The organism is Rufibacter aurantiacus, from assembly GCF_017916345.1.
In the GTDB taxonomy this organism is placed as follows: Bacteria; Bacteroidota; Bacteroidia; order Cytophagales; family Hymenobacteraceae; genus Nibribacter; species Nibribacter roseolus.
This window is the reverse complement of the sequence record NZ_JAFMSV010000002.1, coordinates 432,337-448,126: the sequence shown is the minus strand read 5'-3', so window position 1 is coordinate 448,126 and position 15,790 is coordinate 432,337. Positions and strand designations below refer to the sequence as shown.

Sequence of the window (15,790 nt, the reverse complement as noted above, 5' to 3'; positions counted from 1 at the left end):
CCTACGAAATTTGCCAAGGGAATGAGTGTTCGGCAGGTGTAAACACCCCCTACGCCCCCCTCAAGAGGGGCTACATTTTCTAGTAATAAACCTGTCCTCGTCCAATTGTATCCTCACGGCAGTTGCAAACTGCCGGTCATTTTAGGTCCAAGTCACAGACTTGAACCATGTCAAATATAGAAGACACTCGCAGGACCTCCGGACGCTGCGAGGTCTGAGGCGTTCCTACCATATTCCCAATCCCAGCCTTTCGGTGGAGCGCCTTTGTTTTAGACCTGGTGCCGCAGGCAGGCCAACCGGCCAAGGCTAAAACAGCAGCGCGAGGCCGGAAGGCGGGGCCTCGCGGCCGTGAGCGCTCGGAGCCCAGCGATGCAACAATCAAGCTTATGCACCCACGCAAACAGCGCTGCTACGCCAGCAAAAGCGGACTACGCAATAGAAAATCAGCCTCAAAAAGCTAAGTGGAAAAGCCGCGAAATCAAGTCACACCAACAAGAATAAGGAGCACTTTGCAAACACTTGCACTTTCCATGCACGTTGCTAACATCAGCAAAAGCCTCCTTTCAAACCCCAATAAAATCAAAAAGCATTTCAAACCTGTTTTTCCTAAAACAAGCCTGAAACGCTTTTCAAAATCAAGAAGAAATATCCTCAGGAAGAACTTCTTTATTTGGTGATCATCTCAAATCCGGTGAAAGCCTGCAAGGCTTTCGGTATTCTGATTCCTTCTGGGGTTTGGTTGTTCTCCAGCAGGGCAGCTACAATGCGGGGCAGGGCCAGGGCGCTGCCATTCAACGTGTGCAGCAGCTGAGGTTTACCGCCTTCGGTGCGCTGGCGCAGTTTCAGGCGGTTGGCCTGGTAGGTTTCAAAGTTGGAGACAGAGCTTACTTCCAGCCAGCGGCCCTGGGCAGCGGAATACACTTCCATGTCATAGGTGAGGGCAGAGGTGAAGCCCATGTCGCCGCCGCATAGACGGAGCACGCGGTAAGGCAGTTCCAATTTCTGCAGCAGACCCTGGATGTACTGGCTCATCTCCTCCAGCGCCTGGTAGGATTTTTCCGGTGCCTGAATCTGCACGATCTCCACTTTGTCAAACTGGTGCAGGCGGTTGAGGCCGCGTACATCGGCGCCCCAGGAACCGGCCTCGCGGCGGAAGCAAGGCGTGTAGCCCACGTTCTTGATGGGCAGCTTGCCTTCAGGAATGATCTCATCGCGGTACAGGTTGGTGATGGGCACCTCGGCGGTGGGGATCAGGTAGAGATTGTCGGCGGTGGCGTGGTACATCTGGCCTTCTTTATCAGGAAGTTGGCCGGTGCCGTAGCCCGAGGCTTCGTTCACCACAATAGGAGGCTGTACCTCGGTGTAGCCGGCTTTGAGGGCTTCATCTAAGAAGAAATTGATGAGCGCACGCTGCAGACGGGCTCCCTGGCCTTTGTATACCGGGAAACCGGCTCCGGTAATCTTAATACCCAATTCAAAGTCAATAATGTCATACTGCTTGATCAGGTCCCAGTGCGGCTGAGCGTTCTGGGGCAAAGTTGGGATAGTACCATGTTCCAACACCACCTCATTGTCCTCGGCAGAACGACCGGCGGGCACGCTGCTGTGCGGGATGTTGGGCAGTTTATAAAGCGCCTGCTGCAGGGCCTGCTCCAGGTTCTGTACTTCCTCGTCCAGAGACTTGGTGCGCAGTTTCAGGTCGGCGGTTTCGGTTTTGAGGGCTTCGGCCTGTTCCTTCTGGCCGCTTTTCATAAGACCGCCAATTTCTTTGGCCAGGGCATTGGCGCGGCCCAGGAGCTCATCGCGCTCGGTTTGCAGGGACCGGCGTTTCTGGTCCAGGTCCAGCAAAGCCTGCACTTCCTGGGCGGCATTTGGATAGTTTCTTTTCTGCAAGCCAGCAAGAACAAGATCGGTTTGCTCGCGTAAAACGGGTATCTGTAACATGGTGCGTCTGGTTATCTGTACGCAAAAATAGAATATTTTGGATAGGCTGCGGCAAAGGGCACTTTTTTATGAAAATTTGTGTAACTTTATATATTAATTTTCTCGTACTGCTTGTAAAATAGAACAAGGCTGTCTAACATTGCAGTACATTTTCTGAACGACCGTCATCCGGGTTCTTCATTACCTTACACACCAAGTTTTTTCCTGTTTTTATCCGTCTGCCCGTTGCGCTCTGCAACTGCTATGCATTTAAACCGAATAGCTAATTAATTCAATTTATGTACAACATTGACGAGTTGAAAGATTCTCTTCTTTCAGAACTCAAAGAAATTGCTGAGAACCTCGGCGTCACGAACTTCAAGAAGCTCAGCAAGCAAGATCTGATCTATAAAATCCTGGATCAGCAAGCCGTTACCCCCCTTGAGAATCTCCCCAAAAAATATAAAAAATCTTCGCGCAAGGCAGACGAACTCACCGATGCCCCGGTGGCCGTAGCAGAAGCTGCTGCCCCTGAGGCCCTGGTAGCCGACGCGCCCGCCCCAACGCCTGCCCCTGCGGCAGAGACCCCGGTTTTAGCTGCGGTTGAAGAAGCACCTGCCCCAGCACCTGCCCGCCGCCCGGCCAGAACCGCCCCTGAGCGTCCGGCCAGAGCAGAGCGCGCACCGGCCACGGCCCGGGAAGAGCGTGTGCGCACGCCTAACACCCTGCGGGAAGAGACTCGCGAGCCAGCCGCGCGCCCAGAGCCCCGCGAGAACCGCGATCCGCGTGAGAACAGTGCCTCTAGGGAAAACCGCCCTGAGCCGCGTGAGAGCCGTATGCAGCCCCGTGAGTTCCAGCCGCGCGATGCCCGTGAACAAAGAGAGCCAAGAGAAGGGAGAGAGAACAACGCGCCGCGTGAGCCCCGGGAAAGAGAACAGCGCGAGCCAAGAGAATTCCAGGCCCGCGAGCCAAGGGAAAATACCGCCAGAGAACCACGTGAGCAACGCGAACCTAGAGAGAACGGGAACGTGAGCCGCGAGCCGCGCGAGAACAACAACCGCGACAACAATAACAACAATAATAATCCTAACTGGCAGAACCGCCGCGAGCCGAACCAAAACCAGAACCGGCCGCAGCAGAACAACGCCAATAACCTCAATTACCGCGAGTTTGACGGCGTTATCGCCAACGAAGGCGTGCTGGAGTTGATGCAGGATGGTTATGGTTTCCTGCGCTCAGCGCACTACCACTACCTGGCCAGCCCAGATGATATCTACGTGTCTCCGTCGCAGATCAAGTTATTCGGTCTGAAGACCGGTGACAGCGTGAAAGGTACCGTACGGGCCCCTAAAGAAGGCGAAAAGTATTTCGCGTTGCTGAAGGTGGATTCCGTGAACGGCCGTACCACCGAAGAAATCAGAGACCGGATTCCGTTCCAGCATTTAACGCCTCTTTTCCCGGAAGAGCGTTTAAAACTGACTACCCGCTCCAGCCAGTACTCAACCCGTATCATGGACCTGTTCGCCCCCATCGGGAAAGGACAGCGTGGTTTGATCGTGGCGCAGCCGAAAACCGGTAAAACGGTATTGCTGAAGGAGATCGCGAACGCCATCACTGAGAACCACCCCGAGGTTTACTTGATGATCCTGTTGATTGACGAGCGTCCAGAGGAGGTAACCGATATGGCCCGCAGCGTGAAAGCCGAGGTAATTGCCTCTACCTTTGACGAGCAGGCCGAGCGCCACGTGAAGATCTCCAGCATTGTGTTGGACAAAGCCAAACGCATGGTAGAGTGCGGACACGATGTGGTTATTCTACTGGATTCCATCACTCGTCTGGCCCGGGCTTATAACACCGTGGTTCCGTCTTCCGGTAAAATCCTATCTGGTGGGGTGGATGCCAACGCGTTGCACAAACCTAAGCGTTTCTTCGGGGCGGCCCGTAACGTGGAGAACGGCGGCTCACTGACCATCATCGCTACCGCTTTGATTGACACCGGCTCTAAAATGGACGAGGTGATCTTTGAAGAATTCAAAGGAACCGGTAACATGGAACTCCAGCTGGACCGCAAGCTTGCCAACAAGCGGGTGTACCCAGCCATCGACGTGCCGGCTTCCGGTACCCGCCGCGAGGACCTGCTCATGGACCGCGACGAACTCAGCCGTGTTTGGATCCTGCGCAAGTTTATGTCAGACATGAATTCCGTGGAGGCCATGGAGTTCCTGAAAGACCGCATGAAAGGCACCAAAGACAACGACGAGTTCCTGATCTCCATGAACAGCTAGGCTTAAGCATATTTTATAACAGGAAGGCCCCGCAGATTTCTCTGCGGGGCCTTCCTGTTTTTAAGTGTTTTCAGAGAAATGGGCCTTAAAACAGCTAATGGCGCAGACGCTCGCAGGACCTCCGGACGCCGCGAGGTCTTTTGAGCAAAAGGTATAGCGCAGGCATCCAGAAACTCCCCTCCTGACTCAGGAGGGGTGCCCGCCGGGCGGGGTGGTCAACAACCCTCCGGCTTACCCACCGAAACTGCCGTAACGCACGGCTTTCTTCTGGGCGGAGTCATAGACCAGCAGGCGGCCGTCTTCTTTGCCCAGCATGTACTTAAACCCGATGGCTTTGGGGTTGGCCTGGATGCGTTTCCAGGTGGTTTCGTTCACAAAAGAGGCTTGTACCGGAGCATTGGGCGCTATGGCGGGCTCCACGAAGTCAGCGTTTTCTACAAAGCCTTCCATGCGTTTGATGATGTAGTCCTCGCGCTCGGCCTGGGTGGCAGAGGAGTTTTCCATTTCATAGACCATGCTGGCCTCCAGATCGGCTGCGGGGAAATTCTCCTCGTAAATGGTGGTGCCGTCTTGGGTAGTGATGGTGAATTCCACTTCGCCTTTGGCGATGGAGTTGCCGTGCAGGGCCAGTCGGAAGTAGTCTGGCTTCTCTGGAGAAGAGAACGGATGGGTGCGCTGTACAATATGTTGCACCGGTTGCGCGGAATCGCTGGTGGCGGATTTCTTTGCAGGGGTGCCGGAAGGGCCAGTTGAGGTGGAAGTGGCAGTTTCTTCTGATGGTGAAGATTGGCAACTGAACATAAAGGCCAGTACCGCTACCCAATAGATTTTCAGCATGATTTCAGAGATTTGGCCTAAAAACGATGTACGTGCCGCGCAGGCCATAGTTCCCTTCATTTAGCCTCGCCAGAGCTGCCAGAGCAAAATAATGAAGAAAGAGAAGCTCATGCACAGAGAAGATACTTTGTTCATGCGCATGGTGTTCTCAAAGTTGGCCGCCGCGGGGTTCTGCCTCACTTGCCATAGCCACCGGCTGAAAACCATCAATACCGGTCCCGTGCCCAAGAGGAAAAACAGAATGTGCCAGGTTTCCTCACGGCGCCAATACGTGTAGAAGAGCACCCCCGAGGCCACTAGCAGGCTGACGGCCGCAAAGATGAAAGTGCCCCACAAACCCAGTTTCAGACTCAGGGTCTCATCGCCACGGCAGGCGTCTTCCTCGTGCTGGTACACTTGCGTGAGGGGGTAAGAGCCGCAAAGAAACAGGGAGCTAACCAGCGCCAGCAGCAGATTGTTTGTGCTTAAAATCTGTTCATCAGCTACGCCGCTGCCTACCTGCACCATGGCAAACGTAAAGGCCCCTTGGAAAACCACTACCACTAGCGTGCTTAGGATTGGATATTTTTTGAGCCGGATACCTTCATAACTATAGGCTTTAGACACCAATAGGTACACAAGCACCATGGCGGCAAAAAGCCAGGAAAGCAGCGCGGAGAAGGCTACCGCCAGCGCATCGAAGATCAGCACGAGCCAGTACAGCGTCTGCGTGACTTTAGGCGGGTGTTTCAGGCCGCCGATGCTGCCCTCATCCCGGTCATAGTAGGAATTGTAGCCGTTGCTGGCCGGATATACCAACAGGTGCAGGATAAGGAAGACGGCCACCGCCCGTATTGCAGACACCTCCGGCACGGCGCTCAGCGCGAACCAGAAAATAGGCATCAGGAACAAAGAAAACGGGATGCGGAGGAGACGCCAGGCATCGGACCAGGAGGAGTTCATACGGGTAGTTTACGATGGATAGCCAACTAAATACAAGACGCCGGTGCCACTCCAGTGCCGGGCCCTCCCGATGTGCCAGGTATAGTGTGGCGCGTGGATGGAGGCCACCATCTTCTCCAGGTGTGCCGGCGTGTACAGGCGCAGCAAAGAAACCGTGCCGTCCCAGATGGTGCCCAGCGGAATCAACGGGATGATGTAGGTGAAGAAAAGGCGGCGCCAGGTAAATGGCCGGATAAAGGGCGTAAAGAGCAGAATGGCCCAGGGAAACACAAACCAAACTAGCAGCATCTCATGCCAGCGCTTGCCCGCTCCCTCAAATACGCCAATTCCCTGGTTCTGCCGCACTGCATCCGCTAGAATAGCCCTGGCTGTTTCAGGCCTGAAATGGTGGAAAGCCGAGAAAACCGTCCGGAAACCTGCCAATGAGGCGGGAACGGCAGTGGCGTCTACCGGCTGCGGCTCAAAGCGCAGGCCGCCATCGGTTTGGGCCGCCAGAAAGGCGTAGGCCTCCAGGTTGGGGTATTTGTCGGTGAGGGTGATGGTGAACCGCTGCCCGGCTTGCTTCTCCAGTTCCTCCCAGACTTGTTGGATGCCGCCGCCCGCGCCAGAGCACAGGTCCACCAGTTGGGTTTGCCCAGTGTGGGCTAGGGCTTTTCGCAGCAGCGGCACCACGGGTTTGTAGATGCCAAGCGCCGTGATCATGAACCGCAGCACGTCCATCATGCCCTGGCGTACCACATGCGGAAACCAGCTTTGGTCTTCCAGTTCAAACAGGTGCAGGCGGAATTTCATGTAGGGCAGCGTTGGCGTCTGGGTTCTTGCGTTAATGATACGTTTTTGAAAATTGGGGCGCAAATCAGCTTAGAGAATTCCCAGGCTTTGGCTTACCAAGAGGCAAAAAAGAGCCCGCCCAAACGCATTTGGGCGGGCAGGAACTATAAACCGAAAAGCTTTATTCAGCTTTCAAGGTAAGCGTGGAGCCATCGGGGGCCTGGAGTTTCATGTCATCGTCGTCCAGCTCAGCCACAGTGAAGTTCTCGCTTACGTTGTTGTTGGCGTAAGTCAGGCTCAGGGTCTTGTTAGGCGCGCTGTAGGTCCAGGTACCGTTCGCCGACTGGCTTTCTGAGGTCTGGGTGAAGTTGCCGTTGGCGAAGAACTGGATCTGCTCCTGTTTCTCAGCGGAGGTGAGTTTGTCTTTATCGCCGGAGGCGGTGGTTTCTTTGCTGGCTTTCCAGATTTTGCTGGTGGTGCCCGAGATCATCTGAGAGTTGCCGCCTTCGGCCTCCTTTTTGTTACAGCTAAAGGAGAAAGCGCTAAGCCAGACCAGGCAAACCAGAGTGAACAGGCGGGTAGCCGAAGAAGTGATTGTCATTTTCATAGTTTTAAGTTTAGGTTCAGGGTTATACGTATTTGCCGTGGGGCAAACACGTTTTTCATACGTGCGTTTTTGTACACAGTTCTATGAAAATAAACAAACCAATCTAAATATGGTCCGTAAGAATTAGCCTGTATACCAGTTGGATACCGTAAATAGAATCTGACCACAAATCGAAAAATACAACTATGGGACTGTTTGATTTTCTTAAAAAAGGGGAGGAGAAGCCGGTACAAAAGCCAGTTGCTCAGCCTGCTGCCCGGCCAGTTGCTCCGGCGGCCCCTGCCGCTGCACAACCTGCTGCGGCTGCCCAACCTGCATTTGATACCTACACGGTGAAAAGCGGGGACTCTCTCTCAAAAATCGCCAAGAACTTCTACGGCGATGCTTCCCAGTGGCATAAAATACACCAGGCTAACTTAGATAAGATCAAAGACCCTAACCTCATTGACGTGGGCTGGACCTTGAAAATACCTAAATCCTGAGCAAAGATCTAAGGTTTGTTTGTAGAGAGAAGAGTCTGTGCCCCGGCACAGGCTCTTTTTCATTTACGGGCTGTTTCAGGTAAAACAGGCCACAAACAGAAACGGCAAGCCTTGCGCTTGCCGTTTCTGTTTGTACCAAATGGTGTATATGCAGGGCCGCCAAAGTAAACGGCGGCAGCGTGGAAATTACAGCGGATTCCTTTCCAGGTATTTGGCCACCGCCGGACAGGAGGCGCGAACCTGCAGGCCTTTGGACACCGCGTAGTCAATGCCGTGCTTGATGAGTTTATCGGCGTAGCCTTTATTCCTATGTTCTTCCTCAATGTAGGTGTGCTGGAAGTCAATGGTCTCAGCATCGGGAAGGGCATAGGCCAACTCCCCAATGTCTTCTTTTTCCAGCAGAGCGGTGAATTGCTGGCCTTCTTTATCGTGTTGGATATCTAAGCTCATGGTTTCTCTTGTTAGTTTTCAAGCAAGGGCTCTACAGCAAAGCCCCTTTTCATTACCCCATCCCCGGGTAAAAGGTTGAGGCTATATGCTTTCCCTCGGAAACAACGCTGTAGCGTATTTGTTTTCAAGCCGATTTTCATAAAACAGACCTAAAGCGGCGGACATAAAAAAGGGGGCTATAAAGCCCCCTGGATAATCTCGTCTACCACCGGTGGGTCCAGCAACGTGCTGGTATCACCTAAGTTGGAGGTATCGCCCTCGGCCACTTTCCTGAGGATGCGGCGCATGATCTTGCCAGACCGGGTTTTGGGCAGGCCGCTCACGATCTGGATCTTGTCTGGCTTCGCGATTTTGCCTATCTGTTCCACCACCGTTTCAATGACCTCGGCGCGGAGGTGCTCCGGACTGGTTGGCGCTTCCTCGCCGCACACCACAAACGCGTAAATGCCCTGTCCTTTCACGTCGTGCGGGTAGCCCACCACGGCGCTCTCCACAATGTGCCTGTTCTGGTTGATGGCGTTCTCAATCTCGGCGGTGCCGAAACGGTGCCCCGATACGTTGATCACGTCATCTACTCGCCCAATGATGCGCCAGAGGCCGTTGGCATCACGCTTAGCGCCGTCGCCGGTGAAATAGAGGCCCTTGTAGGCACTGAAATAGCTTTGGCGGCAGCGTTCGTGGTCGCCGTAGGTGGTTCTGATGATGCCGGGCCACGGGAATTTCATGCAGAGGTAGCCTTCCACCTCGTTCTCGGTGATCTCCTCGCCGTGCTGGTCCAGCAGCAAAGGCTGCACGCCCGGCATAGGAAAGCCCGCGTGGCTCGGTTTCATGGGCGTCACGCCGGCCAGCGACGAGAGCATGATGCCAGCCGTCTCGGTTTGCCACCAGGTGTCTACCACCGGACAGCGCTCTTTGCCCACGTGGATGTGATACCAGTGCCAGGCTTCCTCGTTGATAGGTTCCCCCACCGATCCCAGCACCCTTAGGGAATCCAGGCTGTAAGAAAGTACGTGGTCCAGGCCAGCGGCCATGAGCGAGCGGATGGCGGTAGGCGCGGTATAGAAAATGTTCACCCCGAATTTGTCAATCACCTGCCAGAAACGGCCCGGATCCGGGAACGAAGGCACGCCCTCGAACATCAGTGTGGTGGCACCGGACAAAAGCGGACCATACAACAGATAGGAGTGACCCGTAATCCAGCCGATGTCCGCGGTGCACCAGTAGATGTCGCTCTCGTCGTACTGGAACACGTTCCGGAAGGTATAATCGGTGTAGACCATGTAGCCTCCTATGGTGTGCACCACGCCTTTGGGTTGGCCGGTAGAGCCGGAGGTGTAGAGGATGAAGAGCATGTCTTCGGCGTCCATTTCCTCGGCGGGGCAGGTTTTGTCTACGTGCTGCAGTTCCTCGTGGTACCACACATCGCGGCCTTCTACCATGTTTACGGCCCAGCCAACCCTGTCCACCACCACCACTTTCTGTACGCTGGGGCAGGTTTCCAAAGCCTCGTCTACCACGCGTTTCACGGGGATCTGCTTGGGGCCGCGGTTCAATCCATCAGACGTGAGTACCACTTTGGCCTGGGCATCGTTGATGCGGTCGGCCATGGCGGTGTGCGAGAAGCCCGCGAAGATCACCGAATGCACTGCCCCGATGCGGGCGCAGGCCAGCACGCTGAAGGCCAGCTCGGGAATCATGGGCATGTAGATGCAGACGCGGTCGCCTTTCTGCACGCCGTTGCGCTTGAGGATGTTGGCCATCTGGCAGACCTTCTCGTGCAGCTCGCGGTAAGTGAACCGGATGTAGCGCTCCTTAGGGTCATTGGGCTCCCAGATGAGGGCCAGTTTATTGCCTCTTTTCTCCAAGTGGCGGTCCAGGCAGTTCTCGGTGATGTTGAGTTTGCCGTTCACAAACCACTTCACGTTGGGCTCCTCAAAATTCCAGTCCAGTACTTTGTCCCACTTTTTGCGCCAGGTAAAATTCTCGGCAATGCCGGCCCAGAACTCCTCGGGCTGCTCCACGCTTTTCCGGTAAGTTTCCTGGTACTCTTCAAAAGATTTTATGCGGTAATCCATTTGTTTGTGTCGTTCGGTTTGAGGTCTTAAAGTTAGAATTTCTGCCGAGGGAGCCAAGAAAAGCCTCCCTTTGTGGTCAGAAGCAGGTGTTTTAGGCCCGTTTTATGAAAAACAGCGCCAAAGCAGCGGTGCGCCTGAAAATGGCCAGCCATACGTTTTGAGGCCGTTTTCAGGAAACCAGCCTTAAAACGCCAGGAGTAAGAGATAAACTATTCAGCGCCCACGCCCAGGTACGTCCTGAGCTTCTCCGACTCAAACTTGAGCGCGGCAGATTCCTCCGGCTGAAGCAGGGAAACAATAATCCCCATCAGGAAAGCGCCGGACATAGACACCAGCGCCGGGTTCTTCAAAGGGAAAATCGCCTCGTCATAACCCATGATGTCTACCATGATGGTGGGGCTCAGCACGATCAGCACAAGAGAAAGGATGGCGCCCGTGGCGATGCTCCAGACAGCGCCTTTGGTGGTGAACCGTTTCCAGATGATGGACATGAGCAAGGCCGGGAAGTTGGCGCTGGCCGCGATGGAGAACGCCAGACCCACCATGAACGCCACGTTCTGTCCTTTGAATACCAGGCCTAACACAATAGACAGAATTCCCAAGGCCACTGTAGCGCGCCGGGCCACTTTCATCTCGCCCTTCTCATCAGAGACGCCGTGTTTGAACACGTGCACGTACAGGTCATGCGAGATGCTGGATGCCCCGGATAACGTCAATCCTGCCACCACGGCCAGAATGGTCGCGAAAGCCACTGCTGCAATGAAGCCCAGGAAAGCCGTTCCGCCGGTTTGTTCCGCTAAAAGCAGGGCCGCCATGTTGCCGCCTTTGTCTATGCCCTCTATGGCGGGCTTGCCCACCAACGCCATCGCCGAGAAGCCTATCAAAAAGGTCAACAAATAGAAATACCCGATGAACCCCGTCGCCACGAACACCGATTTACGGGCGGCTTTGGCATCGGGCACGGTGTAGAAACGCATGAGAATGTGCGGTAGTCCAGCGGTGCCCAGCATTAATGCCAAGCCCAGCGAAAGCGCATCAAACGGATTGGTGATGTAGCCGCCCGGCGCCAGCATTTCCTGGCCGTACTGTGTGCTCACACTTTCCAGCAAATTAGCCGGGCTGAACCCGAATTTGGCCAGCGACAGCAATACCAGCACGGTGGCACCGCTTAACAGCAACACCGCCTTGATGATCTGCACCCAGGTAGTGGCAATCATACCACCAAACAACACGTACAGCGTCATCACGCAGCCCACCACTACCACGGCAATCTCATAATCCAGCCCGAAAAGCGTTTTGATCAATCCGCCGGCGCCCACCATCTGGGCAATGAGGTAAAAGGCAATGGTCAGGAGCGAACCTACGGAAGAAACGATGCGGATGGGACGCTGCCGAAGCCGGAAAGCCACCACATCAGCGAAGGTGTACTTGCCCAGGTTACGCAGCGGCTCGGCAATCAGGAACATGATGAGCGGCCAGCCCACCAGAAACCCGATGGAGTAGATGAGGCCGTCGTAGCCTTTAGTGGCCACCATGCCGGCAATGCCCAGGAAAGAGGCGGCGCTCATGTAATCACCGGCCAGGGCCAGACCGTTCTGGAAACCCGAGATGTTGCGGCCCGCGGCGTAGAACTCAGAGCCGGTTTTGGTTTTCTTAGCGGCCCAATAGGTGATATAAAGCGTCACCGCCACGAACAGGAAGAACATGGCAATGGAAACTGGGTTGGCCGTGCCTAGCGTGGAGGTGCTGGGGGCCTGTAACAGTAGCAGAAGTGAGGAGGACATGGTGCTTTTGAGTGTCAGTTTGGGGTTGGGACGGCTATTGGATTTTGTCTTTCAGGTTCTGCACCGAGGTATCATAGTCGCTGTTGGCCCAGAAGACATAGACGCCCGTGAGCACCCAGGCAAACAGGATAATGCCCAGCCCGATGGGAATAGCCAAGGTGGTATACTCCCCGATTCTGGTGGCCAGCACCTCTTTGTTGAACGCCACGGTGAGCAGAAACCCGAAGTACACCAGCAGCATGGTAAAGGTGAGCACCAGCGAGACCGACCAGCGTTTCTTGACTAGTTTTTTGAAATCGGGGCTTTCCAGTATCTCGTGCGGGTGCTGGGTTTCAGGAGTCATCATTTGCATGTTTGTTTGGGTTGGTGAGGGCTGGGAAAAGAAGCCTTGAACGCATGTTAGCCAGAGACTTCCCATGTATTAGACCGCTTAATTTAATGAGATATATCTAAAAGGAGCTATACATTCCGCGAATTATTTGCCTCCTTTGCCTGTTTTGTATTGAGAATTGATAAAAACGTCTTAAAATGCTGATTGCAAATCATAGCGGTAAATTGCTGGAGGTAGGCCTGGATGAAGCCGGGCGCGGCTGCCTGGCCGGACCCGTGGTGGCCGGGGCCGTGGTGCTGCCGCTGGATTATTCCCACCCTTTGCTCACCGACTCAAAATTGCTCACGGCCAAACAGCGGGAACAACTGCGGGAGGAGATCTGCCGCGAAGCCATTTACTGGGCCGTGGCCGAGGTGAGTCCGCAGGAGATAGACGAGATCAACATCCTGAACGCCTCTTTCCTGGCCATGCACCGCGCCACCGATCTGCTGAACATTGCGCCGGAGTATCTGCTGGTGGACGGAAATCGGTTCAACCCTTACAAGGAAGTGCCGCACGCCTGCATGGTCAAAGGCGACAGCCGGTTCTACAACATCGCGGCGGCCTCTATCCTGGCCAAAACCCACCGAGATGACCTCATGTGCGCGTTAGCCGCCACGTACCCGCAATACAAATGGGAACAGAACGCCGGTTATCCTACCAAAGCGCACAGAAACGCCATCAGGGAACATGGTACCACGCCGCACCACCGCCTTTCCTTCAAGCTGCTGCCCGATGCAGAAGTTTCCATATTAGAGGAAATCCTGTAAGGTCTACTATCCTGTAGATTCTCCTATAACTCTGGTTCAAGTTATCAACTTGGACCTACCTTGGGCTGAAGTTTGCAACTTCAGTGAGGCGACAGCCTCAGGAAAAATCAGGAAATAAATTATTTCTTTTTTGCCAGATAGAACTGCAATAGGCTACAAAAGAAGATGAGGGGTAGAGGTAGGTTCCTTCTGCCGCGAAACTTACTGCTAAATCCTCAGCAAAGCCACAGTGAGGCTTTCAGCCTCACTGAAGGTGCAAACTTCAGCCCATAATAGGTCCAAGTTGAAAACTTGAACCAGAGACATTCCAAAGACATTATGGATGCTAAGACCTTAAGTGTTCACTTCTAAGAGGAACCTCGGGAGCAGTATATAAAAAAAGCCGCGGGGCGTTTGGGAGCCGTTTCTGAGGAAACGGCTCCCAAACGCCCCGCGGCTTTTCCGGGGGATAAAAAAGGTTATTGGGGTTTCAGTTTGAGTAAATCCAGGAAAAGGCTGAAGCTGTCCAGGCTGGAGGCGCCGTCGTTGAAGGTGTCAAAGGTGAGGGGTTTTACAATGTAACCGTTCACGCGCAGGTTCTGGGCGGCAAACCGGTCTGAGTCTTCGTTGGAAGTGGTCATGATGAACACGCTCATGTCTGAGAGGTACGGATCGTTGCGGAGCTCTTCCAGAAACTCAATCCCGTTCATCTTAGGCATGTTGATGTCCAGCAGAATAAGGTTGGGCAATGGGTTTAACTTAGGTGTACCAGGCTCCCCCCGTAGCAAGGCCAGGGCCTCGCGTCCGTTCTTGGCTTTGTGTAGCGGCACCATTACCTTGATTTTCCGCAATTCACGCTCCACGCTCATGGCATCAAGGTAATCGTCTTCCACTAACAAAATACTTGGTTGCAATTCACTCATAGTTACTCTTTTGGTATTGGTAATTCTTCAAATATAAGGGTAATCAGGCTTCCTCCAAAACGCGGGTAGGCCAGGTGAAGGTAAAAGCCGACCCTTTCCCCAGAGTAGATGTGACCTTAATGGTACCTCCGCGCCGCTCAATGATCTTTTTTACGATGGCCAGACCCACGCCGGTACTTTCCACGGCATCACGCTCCTGTAAGGTCTGGAACAGCACAAATATGCGGTCGTGGTACTCTTCCTCAATGCCGGGGCCATCGTCAATCACCGAGAACTCATGGGCATCTTCCAACTGCTGGTGCGTGACGGTCACGTTGCCGTGTTCCTGGTGGTGGTACTTGATGGCATTGCTGAGCAGGTTGGAGAATACCTGCTGCAGTTCCACCTTGGCGCCCTGCACCACCGGTAGCCTTTCTGGTAAATGCACCTTAAAGCCTTGGGGTGGGTTAAGCATGTCAATGACCTCAAACAGCAGCGCCTGCACATCTACCATGCCTTCCTCCAGGTGGGACCGCCCAATGCGGGCCAGCGCCAGAATACCGTTGATGAGGTTTTCCATGCGGTGCACCCGCACGCGCATCATCAAAAGGTACTCCTGGATGTGGGAGGGAAGTTCCTTGCCCATGTCTTCCTCCACCCAGCGCGAGGCGTTCTCTATGCCGCGCAAAGGGGCTTTCAAGTCATGGGATACCACGTAGGCAAACTGATCCAGTTCCTTGTTTTTGCTGTCCAGCTCCGTGAAGGTGTTGTCAATGGTAGAGGCCATCCGGTTCAGGGACTCAGAGAGGCGGGTGAGTTCGTCATTGGCATCGTCCTCAATCTGGGTTTTGTATTCGCCGTGCGAGATCCGGTCGGCTAGGTTCACCATCTTTAAAATCCGGCGCGAGATAAGGCGGGTAATATAGTAGGCCCAGACCAAGCCCAGCATCACCGAGATCACCGTCAAAGTGGTGGAGATCCGGCGCGTATCCGCGATACTTTCAGCCAGGCGGGCATTGCGGGCTTCGCGCACCTTGTACTCAATGCTGTTAAAGTCCTTGAAATAAATCCGCATCTGGTCAGTGATGCGTTTCCCTTCCTCGTTGAGCACTAGAAAGCCGTGTTCCAGTTTCTGAATGCCGCGGTAGAGGTCCGAGGTTTTGTTTTCCTTGTCTTTCTCCTCAATCAGCAGCACGGCAAATTCATCGCGCCATTTCCGGTGCAGGTCTTCAATCTCCTTCACTCTTTTCAGCTGATCTGGGTTGTCCTTCATCAGTTTTTTGAGCAGGTCAAACTGGCCGGGGATAAGGGCCGCCGCCGAGAAATAAGGATCCAGGAAGGTGCGGTTGCCGGTAAGCAGATAGCCACGCATACCGGTCTCCATGTCAATGATGCTTCTCTGCAGCGAGGCCGACGTACGGGTGATGTTCTGGGAGTCTGACACGAAGGCCGAGTTGGAAATCACATCCTCAGAAAGGCGGTAATTGACAATGGCCACCGTGGTGAAGAGAAAGGAGATTAGAACGAAGCCGGCGAAGAGCTTGGTTGTTAGATTCATGTAATGTGTGCTAGGAGAGATGGAGACCACCTCCCAAGATAAATACAGAAACAGC

At 54.2% G+C, this 15,790-nt stretch carries 14 protein-coding genes; 3 read left to right on the top strand and 11 right to left on the bottom strand.

Features of this window, described 5'->3' with window-relative positions; translation table 11 throughout:
- Positions 1 to 666 precede the first annotated feature (666 nt).
- On the bottom strand, positions 667 to 1,944 hold the full coding sequence (serS, locus tag J3P34_RS07320) for a serine--tRNA ligase (RefSeq protein WP_210487525.1): 1,278 nt from the start codon (positions 1,942 to 1,944) through the stop codon (positions 667 to 669).
- A 278-nt stretch (positions 1,945 to 2,222) separates the two neighbouring features.
- Between serS and rho the strand changes: the two genes are divergently transcribed.
- The gene (gene rho / locus J3P34_RS07315) at positions 2,223 to 4,208 is read left to right on the top strand and encodes a transcription termination factor Rho (protein ID WP_210487524.1); all 1,986 of its coding nucleotides are present in this window, start codon (positions 2,223 to 2,225) and stop codon (positions 4,206 to 4,208) included.
- 231 nt (positions 4,209 to 4,439) lie between these two features.
- Here the strand turns inward: rho and J3P34_RS07310 are convergent, their stop codons facing one another.
- The 4 genes from J3P34_RS07310 to J3P34_RS07295 form a co-directional block, all read right to left on the bottom strand.
- Entirely contained in the window at positions 4,440 to 5,045 is a 606-nt protein-coding gene (locus J3P34_RS07310) for a hypothetical protein (protein ID WP_210487523.1), read from the bottom strand.
- Positions 5,046 to 5,105: 60 nt separating this feature from the next.
- On the bottom strand, positions 5,106 to 5,987 hold the full coding sequence (locus J3P34_RS07305) for a UbiA family prenyltransferase (protein ID WP_210487521.1): 882 nt from the start codon (positions 5,985 to 5,987) through the stop codon (positions 5,106 to 5,108).
- A gap of 9 nt (positions 5,988 to 5,996) precedes the next feature.
- Positions 5,997 to 6,779, bottom strand: coding sequence for a class I SAM-dependent methyltransferase (locus J3P34_RS07300; RefSeq protein ID WP_210487519.1), 783 nt, complete (start codon positions 6,777 to 6,779; stop codon positions 5,997 to 5,999).
- A gap of 160 nt (positions 6,780 to 6,939) precedes the next feature.
- Positions 6,940 to 7,365, bottom strand: a complete 426-nt coding sequence (locus J3P34_RS07295) for a lipocalin family protein (protein ID WP_210487517.1) — start codon at positions 7,363 to 7,365, stop codon at positions 6,940 to 6,942.
- A gap of 185 nt (positions 7,366 to 7,550) precedes the next feature.
- Between J3P34_RS07295 and J3P34_RS07290 the strand changes: the two genes are divergently transcribed.
- Positions 7,551 to 7,847, top strand: coding sequence for a LysM peptidoglycan-binding domain-containing protein (locus J3P34_RS07290; protein WP_210487515.1), 297 nt, complete (start codon positions 7,551 to 7,553; stop codon positions 7,845 to 7,847).
- Positions 7,848 to 8,033: 186 nt separating this feature from the next.
- Here J3P34_RS07290 and J3P34_RS07285 read toward each other — a convergent pair whose 3' ends face one another.
- The 4 genes from J3P34_RS07285 to J3P34_RS07270 form a co-directional block, all read right to left on the bottom strand.
- Positions 8,034 to 8,297 (bottom strand): GNAT family N-acetyltransferase, encoded by a 264-nt coding sequence (locus J3P34_RS07285; RefSeq protein ID WP_210487513.1) that lies wholly within the window; start codon positions 8,295 to 8,297, stop codon positions 8,034 to 8,036.
- A 176-nt stretch (positions 8,298 to 8,473) separates the two neighbouring features.
- Positions 8,474 to 10,372 carry an acetate--CoA ligase gene (gene acs, locus J3P34_RS07280; protein ID WP_210487511.1) on the bottom strand — a complete coding sequence of 633 codons (1,899 nt, stop codon included), beginning with the start codon at positions 10,370 to 10,372 and terminating at the stop codon, positions 8,474 to 8,476.
- Between the two features lie 209 nt (positions 10,373 to 10,581).
- Positions 10,582 to 12,156 carry a sodium:solute symporter family transporter gene (locus J3P34_RS07275; protein ID WP_210463720.1) on the bottom strand — a complete coding sequence of 525 codons (1,575 nt, stop codon included), beginning with the start codon at positions 12,154 to 12,156 and terminating at the stop codon, positions 10,582 to 10,584.
- 34 nt (positions 12,157 to 12,190) lie between these two features.
- Positions 12,191 to 12,502 carry a DUF485 domain-containing protein gene (locus tag J3P34_RS07270; RefSeq protein WP_210487509.1) on the bottom strand — a complete coding sequence of 104 codons (312 nt, stop codon included), beginning with the start codon at positions 12,500 to 12,502 and terminating at the stop codon, positions 12,191 to 12,193.
- Positions 12,503 to 12,684: 182 nt separating this feature from the next.
- Here J3P34_RS07270 and J3P34_RS07265 point away from each other — a divergent pair, with 182 nt between their 5' ends.
- The gene (locus tag J3P34_RS07265; RefSeq protein WP_210487507.1) at positions 12,685 to 13,296 is read left to right on the top strand and encodes a ribonuclease HII; all 612 of its coding nucleotides are present in this window, start codon (positions 12,685 to 12,687) and stop codon (positions 13,294 to 13,296) included.
- 458 nt (positions 13,297 to 13,754) lie between these two features.
- Here J3P34_RS07265 and J3P34_RS07260 read toward each other — a convergent pair whose 3' ends face one another.
- Positions 13,755 to 14,198 carry a response regulator gene (locus J3P34_RS07260; RefSeq protein ID WP_210487505.1) on the bottom strand — a complete coding sequence of 148 codons (444 nt, stop codon included), beginning with the start codon at positions 14,196 to 14,198 and terminating at the stop codon, positions 13,755 to 13,757.
- Positions 14,199 to 14,241: 43 nt separating this feature from the next.
- A complete protein-coding gene (locus J3P34_RS07255; RefSeq protein WP_210487502.1) occupies positions 14,242 to 15,735 on the bottom strand; it encodes a sensor histidine kinase in 1,494 nt (497 codons plus the stop codon).
- Positions 15,736 to 15,790: the final 55 nt, after the last annotated feature.